This is a genomic window from Luteibacter sahnii (assembly GCF_034063545.1).
GTDB classification, from domain to species: Bacteria; Pseudomonadota; Gammaproteobacteria; order Xanthomonadales; family Rhodanobacteraceae; genus Luteibacter; species Luteibacter sahnii.
This window is the reverse complement of the sequence record NZ_JAQLOK010000004.1, coordinates 17540-37831: the sequence shown is the minus strand read 5'-3', so window position 1 is coordinate 37831 and position 20292 is coordinate 17540. Positions and strand designations below refer to the sequence as shown.

19 protein-coding genes are annotated in these 20292 nt (G+C 67.7%); 6 read left to right on the top strand and 13 right to left on the bottom strand.

The window, feature by feature from the left end:
* Positions 1 to 464: 464 nt before the first annotated feature.
* A complete protein-coding gene (locus PI246_RS13065; protein WP_320551744.1) occupies positions 465 to 704 on the bottom strand; it encodes a hypothetical protein in 240 nt (79 codons plus the stop codon).
* Between PI246_RS13065 and PI246_RS13060 the strand changes: the two genes are divergently transcribed.
* A complete protein-coding gene (locus tag PI246_RS13060; RefSeq protein WP_320551743.1) occupies positions 703 to 1359 on the top strand; it encodes a hypothetical protein in 657 nt (218 codons plus the stop codon). The genes PI246_RS13065 and PI246_RS13060 overlap by 2 nt on opposite strands.
* Positions 1360 to 1473: 114 nt before the next feature.
* Here PI246_RS13060 and PI246_RS13055 read toward each other — a convergent pair whose 3' ends face one another.
* Entirely contained in the window at positions 1474 to 2079 is a 606-nt protein-coding gene (locus PI246_RS13055; RefSeq protein ID WP_320551742.1) for a rhomboid family intramembrane serine protease, read from the bottom strand.
* A 126-nt stretch (positions 2080 to 2205) separates the two neighbouring features.
* Between PI246_RS13055 and PI246_RS13050 the strand changes: the two genes are divergently transcribed.
* Positions 2206 to 3078 (top strand): PhzF family phenazine biosynthesis protein, encoded by an 873-nt coding sequence (locus PI246_RS13050; protein WP_320551741.1) that lies wholly within the window; start codon positions 2206 to 2208, stop codon positions 3076 to 3078.
* 69 nt (positions 3079 to 3147) lie between these two features.
* On the opposite strand, the gene PI246_RS13045 is transcribed toward PI246_RS13050, so the two are convergent.
* The 3 genes from PI246_RS13045 to PI246_RS13035 form a co-directional block, all read right to left on the bottom strand.
* Positions 3148 to 3429, bottom strand: a complete 282-nt coding sequence (locus PI246_RS13045) for a hypothetical protein (RefSeq protein WP_320551740.1) — start codon at positions 3427 to 3429, stop codon at positions 3148 to 3150.
* Positions 3430 to 3499: 70 nt separating this feature from the next.
* On the bottom strand, positions 3500 to 4381 hold the full coding sequence (locus PI246_RS13040) for an NAD(P)-dependent oxidoreductase (RefSeq protein WP_320551739.1): 882 nt from the start codon (positions 4379 to 4381) through the stop codon (positions 3500 to 3502).
* A gap of 15 nt (positions 4382 to 4396) precedes the next feature.
* Entirely contained in the window at positions 4397 to 5572 is a 1176-nt protein-coding gene (locus PI246_RS13035; protein WP_320551738.1) for a BaiN/RdsA family NAD(P)/FAD-dependent oxidoreductase, read from the bottom strand.
* A gap of 84 nt (positions 5573 to 5656) precedes the next feature.
* On the opposite strand from PI246_RS13035, the gene PI246_RS13030 reads away from it, so the two are divergent.
* Entirely contained in the window at positions 5657 to 6139 is a 483-nt protein-coding gene (locus tag PI246_RS13030; protein WP_320551737.1) for a YajQ family cyclic di-GMP-binding protein, read from the top strand.
* A gap of 6 nt (positions 6140 to 6145) precedes the next feature.
* On the opposite strand, the gene PI246_RS13025 is transcribed toward PI246_RS13030, so the two are convergent.
* The 4 genes from PI246_RS13025 to PI246_RS13010 all read right to left on the bottom strand — a co-directional run bounded on the left by PI246_RS13025 (position 6146) and on the right by PI246_RS13010 (position 13394).
* On the bottom strand, positions 6146 to 9235 hold the full coding sequence (locus PI246_RS13025; RefSeq protein WP_320551736.1) for a ligand-binding sensor domain-containing protein: 3090 nt from the start codon (positions 9233 to 9235) through the stop codon (positions 6146 to 6148).
* Positions 9225 to 10670 carry a putative bifunctional diguanylate cyclase/phosphodiesterase gene (locus PI246_RS13020; protein WP_320551735.1) on the bottom strand — a complete coding sequence of 482 codons (1446 nt, stop codon included), beginning with the start codon at positions 10668 to 10670 and terminating at the stop codon, positions 9225 to 9227. The genes PI246_RS13025 and PI246_RS13020 overlap by 11 nt, the downstream gene beginning before the upstream one ends.
* Positions 10671 to 10931: 261 nt before the next feature.
* Entirely contained in the window at positions 10932 to 12971 is a 2040-nt protein-coding gene (locus PI246_RS13015; protein WP_320551734.1) for a S9 family peptidase, read from the bottom strand.
* A gap of 129 nt (positions 12972 to 13100) precedes the next feature.
* Positions 13101 to 13394 carry a GNAT family N-acetyltransferase gene (locus tag PI246_RS13010; protein ID WP_320551733.1) on the bottom strand — a complete coding sequence of 98 codons (294 nt, stop codon included), beginning with the start codon at positions 13392 to 13394 and terminating at the stop codon, positions 13101 to 13103.
* Between the two features lie 89 nt (positions 13395 to 13483).
* On the opposite strand from PI246_RS13010, the gene PI246_RS13005 reads away from it, so the two are divergent.
* From PI246_RS13005 to PI246_RS12995, 3 genes are all read left to right on the top strand, one after another.
* Positions 13484 to 13909 carry an OsmC family protein gene (locus tag PI246_RS13005; protein WP_320551732.1) on the top strand — a complete coding sequence of 142 codons (426 nt, stop codon included), beginning with the start codon at positions 13484 to 13486 and terminating at the stop codon, positions 13907 to 13909.
* 33 nt (positions 13910 to 13942) lie between these two features.
* Positions 13943 to 14902 carry a CorA family divalent cation transporter gene (locus PI246_RS13000; protein WP_320551731.1) on the top strand — a complete coding sequence of 320 codons (960 nt, stop codon included), beginning with the start codon at positions 13943 to 13945 and terminating at the stop codon, positions 14900 to 14902.
* Between the two features lie 233 nt (positions 14903 to 15135).
* A complete protein-coding gene (locus tag PI246_RS12995) occupies positions 15136 to 16203 on the top strand; it encodes a GGDEF domain-containing protein (RefSeq protein WP_320551730.1) in 1068 nt (355 codons plus the stop codon).
* A 91-nt stretch (positions 16204 to 16294) separates the two neighbouring features.
* On the opposite strand, the gene sodC is transcribed toward PI246_RS12995, so the two are convergent.
* The 4 genes from sodC to PI246_RS12975 all read right to left on the bottom strand — a co-directional run bounded on the left by sodC (position 16295) and on the right by PI246_RS12975 (position 20255).
* Positions 16295 to 16822 carry a superoxide dismutase [Cu-Zn] SodC gene (sodC, locus tag PI246_RS12990; RefSeq protein ID WP_320551729.1) on the bottom strand — a complete coding sequence of 176 codons (528 nt, stop codon included), beginning with the start codon at positions 16820 to 16822 and terminating at the stop codon, positions 16295 to 16297.
* A 73-nt stretch (positions 16823 to 16895) separates the two neighbouring features.
* On the bottom strand, positions 16896 to 17603 hold the full coding sequence (locus PI246_RS12985) for a pseudouridine synthase (protein WP_320551728.1): 708 nt from the start codon (positions 17601 to 17603) through the stop codon (positions 16896 to 16898).
* Complete coding sequence (locus PI246_RS12980) at positions 17600 to 18655, bottom strand: class I SAM-dependent methyltransferase (protein WP_320551727.1); 1056 nt, start codon at positions 18653 to 18655, stop codon at positions 17600 to 17602. Before PI246_RS12980 ends, PI246_RS12985 begins: the two co-directional genes overlap by 4 nt.
* A 46-nt stretch (positions 18656 to 18701) precedes the next feature.
* Positions 18702 to 20255 (bottom strand): protein adenylyltransferase SelO, encoded by a 1554-nt coding sequence (locus tag PI246_RS12975; protein WP_320551726.1) that lies wholly within the window; start codon positions 20253 to 20255, stop codon positions 18702 to 18704.
* Positions 20256 to 20292: the final 37 nt, after the last annotated feature.

The following is a 20292-nucleotide window of genomic DNA, read 5'->3' as shown; positions in this document are numbered from 1 at the left end:
ACGATCAGGACCGTGCGAATACCATCCTCCCGGGGGTGGGCGCCGATCGCCACCACGCCAACCGCCCGGCGGCGGGTAGCGGTGCCAGTCACGGTAGCGGCGATCGTCGTAACGGTCGTGATACCAGACCGCACCCACGCCGACACCCGAGTAGCAACAGCCTGGACCGTAACCATAGCCCCCGACGTATCCGAAACCCGGGTCGTAGGCGTATCCCGGGCCGACCACCGTCGTGGTCTGGGTGCCGTAATAGACGTCGGCACCGGAGCCATTACGCACGTAGCCATAACCGGGGTCGTAATAACAACCCGCCAGCGGAAAAGCGAGGCCGAAGGCCAGCAACACACGCCGCACGCGCACCATGACCGACTCTCCCGCGGAAGATGGTGCCTACGCTGCGCCCGCGAGATTGAACCCCTCTTAAAAGGCACCCTCCCTGGCACCAATGCGGCTGCGACCGATGGTCAGCCCTTGCTCTTCTGCTGATCCCCGCGCTCGTGCGCCATGGTGGGGACGGTCGCTTCGGGCGACGGAGAGGTCGACGCCGCGCTGCCGCTCTGCAACGGCTGTGAAGGGGGCGCCCCGTTCGGCTCGCTGCCCGGCCAATTCGGCGGCTGGCGGTCACGCTCGCGCTTGGCATCGAGGAGGGCCTGGATATGGGCGACGGCCTCTTCCTGGCTGATGTGCTGGACTGGCTCCGGCATGGCCGCGGGCTTTGCTCGCGGGGGCGAGCGGCGGTTCGAGGTCGCCGGCGCTTTTTGCACCGTGGCTGGTGCAGCGGCCTTTCGCGCGCTCCCCTTGGCGACGGACGACGATGCCTTGCGAGCCGGTGCTTTTGTCGTGGCGGCCTGGCGTGCGACTGGTGCCTTCGCGGTCTTGCCCGCAGGAGAACGGGTGGACGATGTCGTGGTGCCGGTGGTGCGTGCCGGCGTTTTCCGGGTCGCGGCGCGAGCCGTCGGGCCCTTCGTGGCCACCTTGCGGGCCGTGGTCTTCGTCACTTTTTTCGCGGAGGCGGCCTTGCGGACAGGCGCCTTCTTCGAGGGCGATGTCCTGGTCGACGCCTTTTTCGCCGCCGGCTTCCTGACGGCGCCCTTTGCTAGGGCCGTCTTTTTCGCGGGGGCTTTCTTCGTCGCGGCTTTCTTCGCCCCCACCTTCTTTACAGCGGCCTTCTTCACGGCGGCCTTTTTTGCGGCAGTCTTTTTTACCGCGGCTTTCTTCGCCGGCGCTTTCTTTACGGCGGCCCTCTTCGCGACGGCTTTCTTCGCGACGGTGTTTTTCGATGCCGCCTTGCGTGCCGCGGACGTCTTCTTCGCGGCGGACTTACGGGTCGTTGCCATGCGTTCCTTCCTCCTGCGGTAGTTGCCGACGCGAACCACCCCACCGGGGGAAACCCGCGTGCATCCGGACCAGTGCCGGCGGCGGCCATCATCTAACAGCCGTCGCGGGAAGTCACATGAAACCGTTTGACGCCGTTCAGAACAGCCGCGGCTGGGAGATCAGCGAGAGGAAACGAGGCAGCACGGCGGGATTGATCGCGACGGTAAAGATCACCCCGTAAGCGGCACCCCACAGGTGGGCGCTGTGGTTGACGTTGTCCCCACCGCGTTTGTCCATGTAGACCGAATACACGACGAACAGGATCGCGTAGAGGATCGCCGGCATCGGCAGCACGATGAGGTAGATCTTCGACCAGGGCGCAAGCAGGATGAAGGCGAACAGGATCGCCGAGACCGCACCCGAGGCGCCCAGGCTGCGATAACCCGCATTGCGCCGGTTGGCGAGGTAGGACGGGAGGATCGAAAACACCAGGGCGCCGATGTAGAACGTGACGAAGCCCAACGGGCCCATCATGCTGGTGAAGAAGTTCTCCATGATCCGCCCGGCGAAATAAAGCGAGAACATGTTGAAGAAGAGGTGCTGCCCGTCGGCATGCACCAGGCCGTAGCTCACCAGGCGGTAGTACTCGCGGCTGCGCGAGAGCGCGGGCGGCCAGAGGATGAGGTCGTCCATCAGGCGCTGGTTGCGGAAAGCGACGATCGAGACCACGCAGGTCACGAGGATGATGAGCAAGGTGGTCATGCGCGAACCGACGTCCTGTGCGGATAAAACCAGCGCGCATCTTGGCGGCTGGCGGCCATCGGGACAAGTCTGCCGACACGGGCGGGAGTATCATGGCGGGCCCTCCTCCCCCCGGCACCGTTCCCGATGTCCATCCGTTACAAGCAGCTCGACGTCTTCGCCGCCCGTCACGGCGGCGGCAATCCTCTGGGCGTGGTGGTCGATGCGCAGGGCTGGTCCGACGCGCGCATGCAGCGCTTCGCGCACTGGACCAACCTCGTGGAGACGACGTTCCTGCTCCCTCCCGAGGCCGCCGGCGCCGACTACCGCGCCCGCATCTTCACCCCAAGCAAGGAGATCCCCTTCGCCGGGCATCCCACCATCGGCAGTGCCCATGCCGCGCTGGACGCCGGGCGGGTGCGCCCGAACGCCGACGGCATCGTGTGGCAGGAATGCGGCGCGGGCGTGCTGCCGATCCGTGTCGAAGGCGACGGTCCAGACCGCGAACTGTTCGTGCAGGCACCCAAAGCGCGTGTCGTGCGCGACGCGGGGTGCGGCGGGGAGACGCTGTCGGCCGTGCTCTACGGCGTTCACCTGGGCGCCCTGCCCCCGGTCTGCGTGGAAGGCGGTCGCCGCTGGTGGGTCGCCGAATTCGCCGACGAAGCCGCGCTGCGCGCATGGCACCCGGATCACGCGGCGATACGCGCGCTGGCGCTAGCGACCGACACGCTCGGCCTGTGCGTCTTCGCGCGCTCGCCGGGCGGCCTCGCGGTGCGGGCGTTCCCCGCGGGCGTGGGCATCGTCGAAGATCCCGCCTCTGGCGCGGCCAACGGCCTGATCGCCGCCTACGTGGCCCTGCACGACACGTCGGGAACGCTGTCGCGGGGCTACGTGGTGAGCCAAGGCCGCGAGGTGGGCCACGACGCGCGCATCATCATCCGCATCGAGGGCACCGACGTGTGGGTCGGCGGTCGCACGAATACGATCGTCGACGGCGTCGTGGACTGGCGCGACGCCTGAACGGCGCCGCGGCCGTACGAACAGCGGCATCGCGCCACCACCCGGGGGTGGTCGGCGCGCTCGGTGGAATCAGGCCAGCCCATCCATGATCGCGGACACCGCATCGGACGGGAAATGCAGCTTGCGCAACGCCTCCTGGAGACCCTCGCGCGAGGTAGCTTCGCTTTCGACCGGCTCACCCACGCTGCTCGGCGATACGTGCACGAAGGTTTTGCCGTCCTGGTAGGCACCGCCGTCTTCGTAATAGTTTTGCGTGGTAAGGACCTTGAAGGTGCCGTCGTTGGATTCCTTCACCGTGACCGATCGGCCCTCATGCTGACCTTCGTACACCGTTTTCCAGCTCGCTGACATGCCATCACCCGTCGAAACCGCACGACATCGTGCGGCTTCGACTATGGAGCATGCTTCGTGAAAATCGCCTTCAATCCTCGAGATGGGCGCGTGCGGCGGCGACACGGGCGAGGCCGGAAAAGTCGATGTCGGCGTCGCCGCGCGCCAGCGACTCCAGCAACGCGTCGTGCAACACGCTGGCGAAGGGCATCGGCACACGCTTGGTGTCCGCCGCGGCGCGAGCCAGCCCGACGTCCTTGAACCCGAGCGCCAACGTGAATCCGGGCGGTGTGTAGCGCTCTTGCGCGATCATGCCGCCGTAGTTCTTGTAGACCGGCGAGGCGAACAGCGTGTTGGTCACCACGTCGAGGAATTCAGCGGCCGAGACGCCGTGCGCCCGGGTCAGGGTGGTGGCCTCGGCCATCGCCTCGATCGCCGCGCCGATGAGAAAGTTGCCGGCGATCTTGACGATGCCGGCCCGTAACGGATCGTCGCCCATCGGCCAGACCCGGGACGCCAGCTGCTCAAGCAGGGGCTGCACGCGTGCGACGGCATCCGGCGCGCCCGCGGCCACCACCTGAAGGTTGCCCGACGCGGCCACGTCGGGACGACCGAACACGGGCGCGGCGACGTAGCCGACGCCCCGCGCGGCATGACGCTCGACCAGCTCCGTCGCCAGCGCGATCGAGATGGTGGCATGGTTGACGTGGACCGCCCCCGGTGCCAACCCTTCCAGCACCCCGCCCTCGAACACCACCTCGCGCAACGCGGCATCGTTCGCCAGCATGCTGTGCAGCACCTCAGCGTCGCGCGCCGCCTCGGCGGCGGTCGTCGCGACACGAGCCCCTTGCGCCTGGAGGGGCGCCGCCGCCTCGGGCGAGCGGTTCCACACCGTCACCTCGTGACCCGCCTTGATGAGCTGGGCGGCCATGCCGGCGCCCATGCTGCCCAGACCGATGAAACCGATGCGCATCGCGTTTGCTCCGTATCAGACGGCCTGGCCGGCGGCGTTGCCTGAGGCCCAGGCCCATTGGAAGTTATAGCCGCCAAGGTGACCGGTAACGTCCAGCACCTCACCGACGAAAAAGAGCCCCGGCTGGCGTCGGGACATCAGCGTGGACGACGACACCTCGTCGGTATCCACGCCGCCGAGCGTGACCTCGGCGGTGCGATAGCCCTCGGTGCCGCTGGCCGTCACCGGCCAGTCGGCCAAGCGTGCCCCCATGTCGCTCAATTCCGCGTCGCGGAACTGGCGCATCGGACGATTGGGCAACCACACCTCGCACAGACGCTCGGCCAGGCGTCGCGGCAACAGGCCGGCCAGCACCGTCTTCAGTTCGGCGGCCGGCCGTTCGGCCCGGCCCTGGCGCAGGGCGGCGGCGGCGTCCAGGCCAGGAAGCAGGTCGAGGTGGAGGTCGACGCCGGGCTCCCAGTAGGAAGACACCTGAAGGATGGCCGGGCCGCTCAGGCCCCGATGGGTCACCAGCATCGCATCGCGGAAGGACGCCCCGCCGGCGCGGGCCTCGACCGGCAATGAAAGCCCTGAGAGCCCCTCGAAGCGCGCCTGGTGCTTGCCGCTGAGCGTGAGCGGCACCAGGCCGGCGCGGACGGGCAACACCGTGTGGCCGAACTGGCGGGCGATCTCGTAGCCGAACCCGGTGGCACCGAGGCTGGGAATCGACAGGCCGCCCGTGGCGACCACCACGGACGCCGCACGCACCGCGCCCAGGGCCGTTTCGACGGCGAACCCGCCGTCGACGGCGCGCAAGCGATGCACGGCGACGCCGGTCTCCACCCGCGCGCCCGCGTCGGCGCCTTCGGCCAGCAGCATGCGCACGATGAGCTTGGAGGATTCGTCGCAGAACAGCTGGCCCGGCGATTTCTCGTGCCAGGCGATGCGATGGCGGTCGACCATCGCGATGAAGTCCCAGGGCGTATAGCGCGCCAACGCCGACTTGCAGAAATGCGGGTTGGCGGAAAGGAAATTGGCCGGCGTGGTGTTCGTGTTGGTGAAATTGCAGCGCCCGCCGCCCGACATCAGGATCTTCTTGCCGGCCTTGTTGGCGTGGTCGAGCACGAGCACCCGGCGGCCGCGCCGGCCCGCCACGATGGCCGTCATCAGGCCTGCCGCACCCGCGCCGATGACCAGGACGTCGTATTCCATGGAGACTTCTTGACCGTACAAACGCACATGGTACCGCCGTCGCGTAGACTTGTCGGCCCGACCGGCTCACGAGGAATCCCGCCCATGCCCTCCTTCGACATCGTCTCGGAAGTCGACAAGCACGAACTCACCAACGCGGTGGACCAGGCCAACCGCGAAGTCTCCAATCGCTTCGACCTCAAGGGTACCGGCGCGACGTTCGAACTGGACGACAGCGTCATCACCCTCAAGGGCGAAAACGAGTTCCACCTCACCCAGATGCTGCCGATCCTGCGCGCCCGCCTCGCCGCCCGCCAGATCGACCTGCGCGCGCTCGACGAAGGCAAGGTCGAGACCAACCTCGCCGAAGCCCGGCAGAAGATCACCGTCAAGCAGGGCATCGAACAGGCAGCGGCGAAGAAGATCATCGCCAGGATCAAGGACGCCAAGCTCAAGGTCGAGGCGCAGATCAATGGTGAAAAGGTGCGCGTCACCGGCAAGAAGCGCGACGACCTCCAGACGGCGATCGCCCTGCTGCGCAAGGCCGACGTCGAGGTACCGCTGCAGTTCGAGAATTTCCGCGACTGACGCGGCTCAGAGCCCGGCGAAGCGACTGCAGTTGCGGCCGTCGTTCTTGGCCTGGTACAGCGCCTCGTCGGCGCGGCCCAGCAAGGAGTTGAGCGATTCCGGCGAGCGCCATACGGCCACGCCGGCGCTCACGGTGATGCGGATGCGGTAATCGCCGTGCACGATCACGAGGGCGCCGAGCGCATGCCGTACGCGCTCGGTAATGTCCATCGCATGCTCGCCCAGCGCCCCGGGAAGGCAAAGGATGAACTCCTCGCCGCCGAAGCGTCCGGCCAGATCGTCCGCGCGGCACATCGACGAAATCACCCGCATCGTTTCGCGGATCACGGTATCGCCGGCCAGGTGGCCGAAGGTGTCGTTCACCACCTTGAAGTCGTCAATGTCCAGCAAGACGATGCTGAACGGAATGCCGTCGCTGGCCGCCCCCTGGCGCACCCGTTCGGCCTGCTCGAGGAAACGGCGGCGGTTGAGCGAGCCGGTGAGCTCGTCGGTACCGGCCAGGTGCGCCAGGCGCTCGTTGGCCGCCTTGAGGTCACGCGTGCGCGCATCGACCTGGGTCTGCAGCAGTTGGGCGCGGCGGCGCAGGTAGAGCGTGCGCAGGTAGACCAGTCCAAAAAACGCCACCACCCCGAACAGCACCGCCGCGAACAGCGTCCACATGCTCTCATACCAGCGTGGCGTGACCACGATGCGCACGGTGGATTCGACGGTGCGAGGATCCAGCCCGCGCGTCGTGGCGCGCAGGTGCAGCATGTAGGTGCCGCTGGCGAGGTTGGTGTAGATGGCGCTTGGCGGAATGCCGTGGGCCACCTCGTTCCAGGCATTGTCCGCGCCGTCCATGCGATAGGCGTAGCGGGTCTCGTACGGCGCCCGATAGTCGAGCAGCGCGAAATCCACGCGGAGATTGCGCGCACCGTCGTCGAGCAGGATGCGGCCGCCGTTGTCGGGGATATCCTCAAGCGCCGACGGGCGGTCGTTGAGGGTGACGTGGGTCACGGCCAGCCGGGCTGGCGCGGCATCGGGCGCCTTCCAGTAAGGCCTCACGACGGTGAGCCCGCCGAGGCCGCCGAACATCAGTTCGCCGCCCGGCGCTTCGGCAGCCGAGCGGTGGATATAGCTCGGGATACGCAGGCCATCGCGCACGCCCAGGTCGAACACCCGATGGCTGTCGGCCTCGACCATAGCGACGCCGTTGGCCATCGACGCCCAGATCCGATCGTCGTGGTCGACCAGCAAGGCGTTGATCTTGGTGTTGGTAAGCCCTTCGCGTGCGCCGATCACGCCGAAGCGGAACGGCCCCCTCGGATGGAACTGATCGATGTACGCGATGCCGCCGAACGTCCCCAGCCACAGGCGATGCTTGGAGTCGAACACGATCGAGCCGGTGTAGTCCTGCGGCAGGCTCGTCGGGTCGGCGGGATCGTGACGCAGGTTCACGAAACCCTTCTCGCCGTCGTAGGCGATGCTGATGCCGCTGATCGTGGCGAACCACCAGGCGTCCGGCATGCGCACGATATGGCGCACCTGATCGCCCACCAGGCTGCGCGGGTCGGCGGCATCGTGGCGCATCTGCACCAGCGTACCCGTGACGGTGTCGTAGCGAAACAAGCCGTCGTAGCTACCGATGAGGATGGCGTCGCCATCGCGCTGCATCGACAGGATCAGGCACCCGTCGAGGGAGGGAATCAGCGAACTACGCATCTCTAACGTGTCCGGATCGATGCGCGAGATGCCCTGCGCCCCCGCCCAGATCGAGCCGTCGGGCGCCACGACGAACGACTGCACGTCGCGTTCGGCTTGCTCGCCGCCCAGTTGGAGGTGGCGCATGCCGCCGGTGGCGAGGTCGAGCACGTCGATACGGCCCATCCCCAGGCCCAGCCAGATCCGGCCGCGCGGGTCGACGAACACCGAATGCACGTTGGCGTTGGACAACGTGTGCGTTTCGAGCGGTGAGGGCATCACCGAAAACACCTTGCGGCCGTTCGGGTCGTAGCGCGCGGCGCCCAGTTCGGTGGCGACCCAGATATTGCCCGTGGTGTCCTGGTAGATGTCGCGGGTGATGTCACCCGGCAACGACGAGGGCATCGCCGCGTCATGGCTGAGGGTGCGCAGGCGGCCCGTGTTGAAGTCGTAGGTGATGATGCCCGCGCCGTCGGTCGCCGCCCAAAGCACGCCCTGGGGCGTCTCGTGGAAATCGCGGATGGTGCGGCGGCGGGCCAGGCTGCCCTTGCCGGAGAATCCGTCGATGGCGTGCGCCTTGCCCTGGCCGTCGAGGTAGATGGCCCCCGACTGGCCGGTGCCCACCCACATCCGGCCACGGTCGTCCTCGCGCAACGCCCAGACCTGGTCGTGGAGGATCGCGTCGAGCGCGGGATCCTCCGACGTCACCCGCTCGAAGTGACCGCCAGGGCGGCGCATGAACAGGCCGTTGTCGGCGCCCACCCAGAGCTTGCCCGCGGCGTCTTCCGCCACCACGAAGCTGCGCGCCAGCATGTCGGAGGCATCGCCCGGCTTCACCGACTCGTGGGTGATGCGTCCGGTGGTGACATCGATGCGGTCGACGCCGCCCTCGGTGGCCACCCAGAACACGTTCGGGGTGCGAGACTTCGCGATGGCGAAGATCTTGCCGTTCGATGTGCCGCCCTTGCCCACCGGATACACCTGGAACCGCGTGGTCGCCGGATCGAAGCGAACCAGGCCTCCGGCGTTGGTGCCGATCAGCAGCCCGCCGTCGTCCAGCGGCATGAGCGCACGCACGTACGAGTCGGGCAGCACCGCGCCGCCGTAGGAATCGGGCTCCTGGCCGAACACCTGCATGCGATAGCCGTCGTAGCGCACGAGACCGCCGAAGGTGCCGATCCAGATCAGCCCCCGGCGATCCTGCACGATGGCGGTGGTCGTGGAGTGCGGTAGCCCGTCGGCCACGCTGACGGTGTCGAACCAGGCGGTCTCGAACACCGCCCAGGGATCGACGTGCGGCGCGCCCTGGGCGCGTGCGCCGATCGCGATCAGCACGCAGAACAGGGCGACGGCGAGGGACGGCAGCAGGCGAAACGGCGACACGCGACCCGGCCGCGACAGGCGGTCAACCGGCATAGGCGACCGTGGGATCGAGATAACGGCTGAACGCCGCGGCCGTCATCGGGCGGGCGAAGAAATAGCCCTGGCCGACGTCGCAGCCCAGTTCGCGCAGCCAGTCGGCCTGTGCCTCGGTTTCCACGCCCTCGGCGATGGTACGCATGTTGAGCTTCTTCGCCAGGCCCACGATGGCTTCGGTGATTTCGCGATCGGCGAGGTTCGATTGGCTGCCGCGCACGAACGACTGGTCGATCTTGATCGTGCCCACCGGCAGCTCGCGAAGGTGGCCGAGGTTCCAGTAGCCCGCGCCGAAATCGTCGATCAACAGGTCGAAGCCGTGCGAACGCAGCTTCACGAGCTGCCGCAACGTTTCGCCCGGCTCGCGCATCGCCGTGGACTCGGTCAGCTCGAAGCGGATACGGGTGGGGGCCACGCCGTAGGAGCGCACCACCCGGTGCAGCGTGTCGACGAAGGCCGGACGGCTCAGTTCGTGCATCGACAGGTTGATGGCCACGTAGTCGATGCACTGGCCGGCCTCGTCCCACGCGTTCATCTGGTTAAGCACGCAACGCAGCACGTATTCGCCCAGCGCGTGGATCAGGCCGGACCGCTCGGCGATCGCCACGAAGATCGACGGCGGTACGTCACCGCGGGTCGGGTGGTGCCAACGCGCCAGCGCCTCCACGCCCGCGAGGGTGCCATCGCGAAGGTTGCGCTTGGGCTGGTATTCCACGTCGAGCAGACCCTGCTGCAGGGCCTCGCGCAGCTCGACCGTGAGGGCCAGCCGCTCGCGCGCCTGTTCGAGCATGCCTTCTTCGTAGAAACGGAAATCCGCCTTGCCGGTTTCCTTCACCGCGTACATCGCGGCGTCGGCGTTGCGGATGAGGGTCTGCGCGACGGTGCCGTCCTTCGGCGCCACGGCGACGCCGATGCTGGGGCTCACCGCCACGAACTGACCGGCCACGTTGACCGGTTGCGACACCAGGTCGAGCACCTTGCGGCAGACCCGCACAAGGTTTTCCATGCCGTTATACGACTGCACCACCACCACGAACTCGTCGCCTCCGAAGCGCGACACCGTGTCGCGGTCGCGCACGCTGCTGCGCAACGAGCGGGCCACCGCTCGCAGGAACGCATCGCCCGCTTCATGGCCCAGGGTGTCGTTGATCGACTTGAAACCGTCCAGGTCGATGAACATGACAGCGATGGAGTCGACATCCGGCCCGGCGAGCGCATGCTCCAGCGCCTGCATGAGGTAGGCGCGGTTGGGCAAGCCGGTGAGGTTGTCGTGGTAGGCGTGGAAGGCCAGTGCGTGGCCGGCGTGGTCGCTCGGATGCAGGCGTCGGCCGGCCTGCCGCCGCTGGCCCATGAGCCAGGCGGACACGACCGCGACCGCGGCGCCGGCCACCGCCAGGGCGATGAGCCAAGCTTCGACGCTAAGTTGTGTCAGCACGCCACGCTCCGGCCTCGTCCGCAAGGCACGTCTCGGGACGGAGCACCATGCCCCGCCCCGTGGAACCACCCGATTTAACCACCACCCCAAGGCCCCCGGCGCGAATCCGGGCGAGTAGGACGATTTTCCATGGGATATCGGCCACTTCCTTCTCCGACTTTAGCGTCTCACGGACAGCCTCGCCGCCATCGGGGCGGCGAGGTTCCGGCCGGCCCGACAGCGAATGATGATGGGTCGGCGGAAAAACGCAATCCGTCCCGTTCAGTGGGTGCCGCTGGCGGGGAGATACCGGTCGAACCACGCCAGCGCGCGCGCCAGCACGTCACGCCGATGGGCTTCCTGCGCAAACCCGTGGCCCTCGCCCGGATACACCACCAGCGAGGTGGGCACGCCCTGGGCACGCAACGCATGCCAGAACTCGAAGGACTGCGGTGCGGGGCACTCGGCGTCCTGTTCGCCCACCACGACGAGGGTGGGGGTCTTCACATCCTTGATGAAGTTGATCGCCGAACTCTTTGCATAGACAGCCGGATCGTCATACACCGACGCCCCGAAGAAGGGCTTCATCCATTGGTCGATGAGGTTTTCGCCATAGTAGCTCTGCCAGTTGGCGATGCCGGCGCCGGCCACCGCGGCATGGAAGCGCTGGGTCTGGGTGACGCCGAACATGGTCATGAAACCGCCGTAGCTCCAGCCGGTGAGGCCGAGGCGGTTATCGTCCACGGGATGGTTCTTCTCGATCACGTCGACGCCGGCCAGCACGTCGCGCATGTCGCCGTAGCCGAAATCCTTGCGGTTGGCCTGGACGAAAGCCTCACCCTGGCCGAAGCTGCCGCGTGGGTTGGGCATGAACACGAAGTAGCCCAGGGCCGAAAGCGGCGCCGCGCCGTAGCCGACACCAGGCCAGCGCGGCAGGACGGCGGCGGCAGGCCCCCCGTGGATGGAGACGATCATGCCGTAGCGCCTGGCCGGGTCGTAGTTGGCCGGGTAAAGCAGCCAGCCCTGCACCTGATGGCCTTCGTTGGTCCACGTGATGGACTCGGCCTTGCCCCACATCGGCTTGAGGCCGGCATTGAAGCGGGTCACCGCCGCGGGCGCATCGTGTGTGGCGAGGTCGGCCACGTGAACCTCGTAGCCCGTATCGAACGAGCTGGCGATGAAGGCGGCCTTCTCCGCCTTGGCATCCAACGACAGCGACATGGCGAACCGGCCGTCGCCGAGGGACATCGGCAGGTCGAACAAGGTGGTGGCTTTCGCGGCGCCCTGCGTCGGCAGCGCGTAGCTGGACACGCGGCTTGAGCCGCCCGCCACCTCGGACACCACCAGGCGATCCGTGCCCGCCCAGGCGAGCCAGGCCGGCGTCGTCTGGATGCCCGGCGTGACGTCGACCGGTTCCGCGCCGCCGTTGGCCGGCACCACCCAGATGTCGCCGCCCGTCGAGCCCTGGTCGCTCATCAGTCCGCCGATGAAGGCGACGCGCGAGCCATCGGGCGAGAAGCGCGGCACGGCCACCTGCAGGTCCTTCAGGGGCCCCTTAAGGGTCGACGTATCGACCAGGGTGACCGGTTTCTCGCTGCCACCCACCGACTGGGCGTAGAGCTTGGCGACCCACCAGTTGTTGTCGCCCGGAGGCGGCGCGGCCACGTAAGCGATGCGACCGCCATCGGCGGAGAAGGCGTATTCGTAGACGTGCAGGCCGCCGGGGGTGAGGGTGCGCACGGCGCCGCCGGTGGCATCGACCATGGCGACCTGCTGCACCTGGATGTTGTCCACCCCGATCTCGCCGACCTGGGCGCCGGTGGCGGCTGTCGCACTGGCGCGGCGCGTGGCGTTGGGCACGTAGAGGAAGCCGAGCGCCTTGCCGTCCGGGCGCCAGTCCAGGTCGGAGACGTAACCCTTCAACTGCGTGATGCGCTTGGGCGGGGCTTTGCCGGCGGTATCGGCCACGTAGACGTCGTTCTGCTTGCCCTGCTCGATGCCCGGCTTGCCACCGGCGCAGTCGGACAGGAAGGCGAGGCGGCGGGAGTCCGCCGCCCATGCCACCGAGAGTTCGCGGCAGTCGCGGGTGGCGGTCAGTCGGTGCGCGTTGCGGCCATCGGCATCGGCCACCTCGATGGCCACGCCCTTGCCCGTCTTCACCGCCCAGGCCAGATGACGGCCATCGGGCGACAGCGCCACGGAATCCACGGTGCGCACCTTGCCCAGGGCCTCGAGGATGCTCGCGATACGGGGATCGGTCGCGGTCTTTCCGGCCGCCGGGGCCTTCTCGGCATGCGCTCCGGCCGCACAGGCAAGGGCCATGGCGGCAGCTATCCACGTGTAACGCATCGGTCGTGCCTCGACGGTGTGCAGGAAGCGTGAAACCTAACACGTAGGTAACCGGTTACGCGACTACCGGACGACCTCCCTCGCGACGCGCCGGCCAGGAGGCTAAGGCGCCAGCAGATGGGCATACGAGGGGTTGCGTTCGAACCATACCCGCGCGTAGGAACAGGCCGGGCGCACGGACCATCCCCGGGCCTCGGCCACGCCCACCGCGAAGCGGGTCAGCCGCGCCGCGATGCCGCGCCCGCCGACGGGCTCGGGCACGCCGGTATGCAGGATGGTCATGGTGCGGCCGTCCAGGCGGTAGTCGATCTCGCAGGTGTGCCCGTCGACCATCGTGGTGAAGCGATGCATCGCCTCGTCGTGACGGATCTCCAGGGGCGTGGCGGCGTCGTTCATGGCGTGTCTCCGGTCGAAGGTCTTCGCATTCTCTGGATGAGCCTGCGGCTAGCGTTCGGCGAATCTACCAACCGATGGGAGTGCAGGCCATGAAGAAGTGGGGTTCGGCGATCTGGAAAGGCGGCATCAAGGATGGCCAGGGCGTGATCTCGACGCAGACCGGCGTGCTCAGGGAAGCGCCGTATGGCTTCGCGGCCCGCTTCGAGGATGGCCCGGGCAGCAATCCCGAAGAATTGCTGGGCGCCGCGCACGCGGCGTGCTTCAGCATGGCGCTGTCGCTGATGCTGGGTAACGCCGGCCTGACCGCCGACAAGATCCAGACCAAGGCCGAGGTGACGCTCGACAAGGACGGCGAGGGTTTCTCGATCACCAAGGTGCACCTTACCGTGCACGCGCAGGTTCCTGGCACCGACCAGGCCGGGTTCGAGGCGATCGCCACCCAGGCCAAGGAGGGGTGTCCGCTGTCCAAGGTGCTCAACGCCCGGATCAGCATGGACGCTACGCTCGACGCGTAAACTCCCGGCAGCGCTTCCAAGGATCCCCCGCACGTGCTTACCCTTCACGCCCAAGGCCGGAAGGCGGTCGTCTGGACCGCCGGCATGGACCTGCCTTCGCTGCCCGTATGGATCGACCTGTATGACCCCACCGACGACGAACGTCGGTGGGCGACCGAAGCGACCGGGCTGCGCGTGCCCGAGCGGTCCGACGTCACCAGCCTCGCGCTGTCCAGCCGCATCCGCACCGACGACGACGACACGATGTACCTGTCGATCCCGTACTTCGCGGACACCAACAACGGGCACCGCCCCGGCCCGATCGGACTGGTCGTCACCGGGCGGGTACTGCTGACCCTCCGCTTCGCCGATTCCCGTGCGTTCGAACTGGCGGCGAACAGCTGCCACGAACACCACTGGGAAACCAGCGCCGACGTCTTCGCGACCCTCGTGGAGGCGATCGTGAACCTTGCCGCCCAGCGCATGGAAGACGTCTCCACCGAACTGAAGCAGTTATCCGACCACGTGTTCTCCCCCTCCCGCCTGGGCACGCCCGAGCTGCGCACCTGCATGTTGGAAGTGGGGCGGCTCGAAGGCATGCAGGCCCGCAACCGTTCGTCGATGCTCGGCGTGCAGCGCGTGGTCTCCTTCACCCGCGCGCGGAAGCCCGCCTGGATGTCCGACCAGGTGGAAGTGCGCCTGCGCGTGGTCGACCATGACCTGCGCACCCTCGACGAGTTCGACGACCAACTGACCAACAAGCTGCAGTTCGTCCTCGACGCCACGCTCGGTTTCATCAGCACCGACCAGAACCACGTGATGAAGGTGCTTACCGTCACCTCCGTGGCGACGATCCCGCCCATGATCCTGGTCGGTATCTGGGGCATGAATTTCAAAGACATGCCCGAACTGAACTGGCCGATGGGCTACCCGATGGCGCTTGCGGCCATCGTGGTCAGCATGGTGATCCCCGTGCTCTTCTTCAAATGGCGGGGCTGGTGGTCGGGCGATTGAGCCTTACTTCACCAACGGGCCACAGGGAAGACATGTAAACCTGAACTGATTCACAATTTTTACAATCCACCGGCCTTTTGCCCTAAAGTTGGCGTTTGCCTGGCCGCTATCTCCTGCATACGGCGTCAGGCGGGCGATCATTGACGCGAAGGCGGGCCCTGCGCGGGCCCATTCGGGAGGAAGTGCTCGGTGTCCGTTCTCAGACTTAGCGACGTTGCAAGGAAGCCACGGTCATGAGGCCCTCGCGGCAAGCCGCCACCGGCCAGGTGCCCGATTCGCGCCTTTTGGCGTCGGTGGCGGAATTCACGCATCACCGCGACATCGACGCGCTGGATCACAGCCTCGTGCTGTCCTTGGCCGAACTGGTCAAGGTCAAGACGGTCACGCTGTGCAAGCGCGGCGAGAGCGCGCAGTTTCCCGTGGACTCGATCGTCGTGTGCACCCATGGCAACGGCCAGGGGTTCGTGGTCGAAGCGGTGGATCCCTCCCCCGACGACGAATCGGTGCAGACCATCATCCGGGCGATGGAAACCGTCTCCACCGTCAGTGACACGACGCCCGCCGGCCTGCACCGGCTGGTGATTCCGATCCGTCGCGACCAGGCCGCCATCGGCGCGTTGATGCTGGAGTCGGACGAAGCGCTGGAAGGCGTGCGCGACCTGGTGGAGGGTTTCGCGCGCATCTACTGCAACTACATCGCCCTGCTCAACGAGAGCGAGCGCGACAAGCTCACCGGCCTGTACAACCGTCGCAGTTTCGATCGCCGCCTACAGCGCATGCTCAAGCATCGCCGCCTGCGCGCGCGCGCCCTGGCCGAGGGCCACGTGGAGCGTCGCCAGTTTCCCGGCGACGGCCCGCACGTCTACCTCGCCATCCTCGACATCGATCATTTCAAGCGCATCAACGATACCTACGGGCACGTCTACGGCGACGAGGTGATCCTGATGCTCGCCCAACAGATGCGCACCAATTTCCGCCAGGGCGATGTGCTGTTCCGTTTCGGCGGCGAGGAATTCGTGATGTTGCTGGCGGCCCAGGACGAGCGCACGGCGCACTCCGCGCTCGACCGCTTCCGCAGGTACGTCGACGGCCACGCGTACCCGCAGGTCGGCCACGTGACCGTGAGCATCGGTTACGCCCGCATCACCGAGAACGACTATTCCGAGATCGTGCTGGACCGCGCGGACAAGGCCCTCTACTACGCCAAGCAGAACGGCCGCAACAGCGTGCACGGGTACGAAAACCTCTCCAGCACCGGCGAGCTCGCCCCCGTCGCGCTCGGCAGCATCGACCTGTTCTGACTCGCGCCGACGATCGAAACCGGACCCGCAGAGCGACGGCTCCCTACCGAAGGGACGGGAGCCCACTGCGCCATGGATGCCCGGCGGCGGTTTACTTCACCACACCGCACGCGATCCGGGCACCGCCACCGCCCAGTGCCTCCGGCTGGTCGGAGTAGTTATCGCCCCCGGCGTGGATCATCAGGGCATGCCCCCGCAACGTCGCCAGGCTCTTCAGCCGCGGCGCCGTGACGGCTGTGGTATCCGTGCCATCCGCCCCCACCGTCAGCTTCGGCAGGTCGCCTTCATGCCCCATGGCATCGGGCCCCTCGTGCTTGCCCGTCTTCTGCGGATCGTAATGGCCGCCCGCCGCCAGCGCCGCGCCCTTCTTGCCGTTCTTCTCGCCCGGCGCACAGCTTGGCTTCTCGTGCAGGTGAAACCCATGCTCGCCCGGGGGCAGGCCCTTGAGGTCAGGGGTGAACACCAGACCGCCCGCGCTCTCGGTCACGGTGACCTTGCCCACCGACGTACCACTACCGTCGGCGGACACCATCGTCATCGGCACCACCACGCTCTTTTCGGCCGCCTGGGCCGCCGCGCAAACAAACAGGCCCGCCGCGACGATCGCGATCTTCTTCATCGTGCACTCCTCCTCAGGGGTCAGGTCCTTCGGGATACTGCACCTGGCGTGCACGTCGCGTCCACGCGCACCGTCAGCGTGGCGGAGAAAATACCCGCTCGACCTCTGCGTGCGACAGCGCCCGCCACTCCCCCGATGGCAGGCCGTCGAGCGACAGGCCGCCCACGGCCACGCGCCGCAGCGCCTGCACATGGTTACCGACGGCGGCGAACATGCGGCGCACCTGGTGATAACGCCCTTCGGTGAGCGTAAGACGCGCCGAACGCGGCCCCAGCACCTCGAGCGTCGCCGGTTCGAGCGGATCGGTTTCGCCGTCGAGCATAAGGCTGCCCGATGCGAAGATCGCCGCCTCGTCGCCCCGCAGATCGCCGCCGAGTTCAGCCTCGTAGATCTTCGCCACCGACGCGCGCGGGGAGATGATCCGGTGCAGCAGGCCGCCGTCGTCGGTGAACATCATGAGGCCCGAGGTGTCCCGGTCGAGCCGGCCCACGGTGGAGAGCACGGGCTGGCGCAGTGCGAAACGGGGTGGCAGCAGGTCGTAGACGAGGCGGCCGACGTCCTTGCGCGAGCACGTGTAGCCGATCGGCTTGTGCAGCATCAGCACCAGGCCCTGCGGGGGATCGAGCGGTTCGCCGTCGAACCGCACGTCGGCGTGATCGACCTTGTCGTCGGCGTAAAGCACCTCGCCCGACGCGTCGGTGACCCGCCCCTCGCGGAAGATCATGGCGACCTGTTTGCGGCTGCCGTAGCCGAGATTCGCCAACAGGCGGACAAGTTTCACGGGCGGGGCTCCCTTGCTTCGATCACTTTGAATCCGTCGCGCTCGACCACGGTACGCACCGCACCGAAACAGGCATCGAGCGTGCCTTCGTAAGCCAGGTGGCGATTGGCCACCATCCAGAACCGGCCGCCCGCACGCAACGCCCCGGCCGCGGCGGTGATGAAGGCGCGGCCCAGATCGGGTTCGCCGGGGCGCCCCTGGTGGAACGGCGGGTTGGACAGCACCACGTCAAACGCCCGCACGACGCCCTGGGTGACGTCGTGCCAATGCACGGCCGACGTCACCTCCCGACCGGCCCGGGCCACGACCTCGTCGAGATTGCGGCGCGCGGGGCCGAGCGCACGGGCTTCGGCTTCGTACAGGTCGACGGCGACCACGCCCGGGCACCGCGCGATGGCTTCGCAGGCGAGGTAGCCGAAGCCGGCGCCCAGGTCGGCGAGCCGACCTGACAGGTCGCCCGGCAGCACGCTCGCCAGGAGCGCCGAGGCGGTATCGACGCGATCCCATGCGAACAGGCCACGACGGCTCGTATAACGTCCCCCATCGACGCTCACCGGCGCATCCAGCGCGTTCCACCGATCGAGCAGCGCGTGATCGACATCGGCCTCGTTCGCCGACCAGAACACCCGGCATTTATGCTTGGACAGCATGCCGATGCGCCCCGCCAACCGGGCGAAGTCGGCTTCGGCGGTCTTCGCGCCCTCCGCGTTCGCGACGCTGGCCAGCACGACGCCACCCGGCGCGCGGTGGGCGATCGCCTGGGCGAACAGGGCCTGGGTCTCTTCCCTCTGGCGTGTCGGCAGCACCATGACCAGCGGGTAGCAGGCGCCGGGTACGTCCGCCACCACGTCGAATCCCGACCGCTGCAACGCATCCGCCGCCGGCTTGAACGACTGCTGCATGAGCCAGCCGGGGCGGCGCCGTTCGCGCAACGCGAAACCGTCGCGTGCGCGCAGGATCAACGCACCGTCGACCGGCAGGGTCAGTTCACCGGTCGCGAACGGAACGAACAGGGCGTCGAGGGCGGCGTCGGAGGCGGAACCGGCTGACACGGAGGAAGGGGCTCATGGCAGGTGACAGCCCGACATTCTAACGCCCTCAGCTGCTGCACGAGAGCATCGAGCAACCCACGCGGTCGCGGGCCCAGTCGGGACGTCGCCCGGCCAGATGCTCCCGTCCCGGCTGCTCGTCGTACGGGCGGCGCAGCGTGTCGAGCAGCTCGTGGACCCCTGTGTCGTCGCCCTGCTCCGCCCTGTCGATGGCCTGCTGGGCCAGGTAATTACGAAGCACGAAGCGGGGGTTCGCCGCGTGCATCAGCGCCTCGCGTTCGCGATCGCCCGCGTCGTCATCGCGTACCCGCCGCGCGTAACGGGCGAGCCAGCCCGCGAAGCCTTCTTCGACCGCCGCGCGGCGCGGCGCCTCGTAAAACGCGCCGTCGAACGTCTCCAGCCGCGGCGCGCAGATCGCCAGACGGGGCAATTCGCGGAAGAACAACGTCATGTCCACGCCACCGGCGGCAAGCAGGCCACGCAGGTCGTCGATGAGCAGGGCATCGTCGTCGCGCGCCTGCGACAGACCCAGCTTGGCCGACCAGAAGTTGAGGTCGGTGGCCTCGAACACCTCGACGTAGCGATCCAGGCCCGCCTGCAAGGGCGCATGGTCGACGAACAGCGGCGCAAGCGCCTGGGCCAGGCGCTGGAGGTTCCACAGGCCCACGCCAGGCTGGTGGCCGAACCGGTAACGCCGCTGCTGGCGGTCGGTGGTGTTGGGGGTCCACTCGGGATCGAAATCGTCCAGCCAGCCGTACGGACCGTAGTCGATGGTGAGGCCCAGGATCGACATGTTGTCGGTGTTCATCACCCCGTGCACGAAGCCCACGCGCATCCAGTGCGCCATGAGTCGCGCCGTGCGCTCGCACACCTCGCCGAAGAAGGCACCGTCGCGCTCCGCTGGCGGCAGCGCGTCCAGGTGCGGGAAGTGCGTGGCGACGGTGAAGTCGACCAGGCGGCGCAACAGGGCCACGTCGTTGCGTGCCGCCGGCAGCTCGAACGATCCGAAGCGCAGGAAACTCGGTGCCACGCGGCAGACGATGGCCCCGGGTTCCGGGGCCGGATGCCCGTCGTAGAGTACGTCGCGGACCACCGACTCGCCCGTGCTCACCAGCGAAAGCGCACGGCTGGTGGGCACGCCCAGGTAATGCATGGCTTCGCTGCAGAGAAACTCGCGGATCGACGAGCGCAGCACCGCTCGCCCATCCGCGCCGCGCGAATACGGCGTGCGCCCGGCACCCTTGAGCTGGATTTCCTGCCGCCCGTGATGACGGGTGAGCACCTCGCCCAGGCCGATCGCGCGGCCATCGCCGAGCTGACCGGCCCAATGGCCGAACTGGTGGCCGCCATAGGCCATCGCGTAGCCGGTCATGCCCGGCCACGCCGCGTTGCCGGCCAGGACCCGGGCGACGTCCTCACCGGACGGGTCGATACCGAGCATGTCGGCCACCTCGGGGGACACGGCCCGCAGGCGCGGCGCCGCCACCGGCGTCGGGTCGACCCATGAGAACGCGGCGTCGGCGACCTGGCGCGGCGCGTTGCGGGTATCGGGGTCGGCGGGAAGTTCGCGGACGAAGGCGTTGTCGAAACGGAGATCGGTCATCGGCAGGGACGCTGATACGTTGAAAGGCAGATATCCG